General features: G+C 68.4%; 1 protein-coding gene. It reads left to right on the forward strand.

The genetic code is table 11. The annotated features are described in order from the left end of the window. A partial coding sequence (locus MKK52_RS06770; protein WP_243953061.1) for an outer membrane protein occupies positions 1-642 on the forward strand: 642 nt, incomplete at both ends.

Raw genomic sequence — 642 nt, forward strand, 5'->3', positions numbered from 1 at the left:
CCGGTCTTCACCTGGACGGGCTTCTACGCCGGTTTCAACGCCGGTTACGGCTTCGACGCCTCGTCGAACTCGGCCAGCACGGTCATCGGCGTCTCGCCGGCCAACCGCATCTTCGCGACCGGCAACGCCCTGCAGAGCGGCGTCCTCGCCTTCTCGAACTCCTCCGGCAACGAAGGCTTCGTCGGCGGTGGTCAGATCGGCTACAACTACCAGTTCACCCCGGGTTCGGGTGTGGTCGTCGGTATCGAAGCTGACGCCCAGTACGCCGACTTCGGCCGCCAGCGGAACCGCTTCTCCGCCGTCGGCGCCAACGGCTCGGCCATCATCCCGGGCACCCTGGTGTTCAACCCGACAGGCCTGTCGGGCCTCGCCTCCTTCGGCTCCGTCTGCCGCCCCCTCGGCCACGCCTTCGACCGGACCCTGTTCTACCCCCCGGGCGGGTTCGCCTACGGCTCGGGCGGCCGCCGTCAGTTCGGCACCGGCTCGCGCTCGGACGACGTCCCGACCGGCTACGTGGTCGGCGGCGGTAACGAATACGCTCTCCCGACCGACTCGTTCCTGAACTTCTTCCCCTCCCCCGCCGTTACGGGGACTGTGGATGGCCGGTACGTTGACCTGGACCGCAAGCTCAACGTTTCCGGG

Source organism: Methylobacterium sp. J-067, assembly GCF_022829465.1.
Classification (GTDB): Bacteria; Pseudomonadota; Alphaproteobacteria; order Rhizobiales; family Beijerinckiaceae; genus Methylobacterium; species Methylobacterium litchii.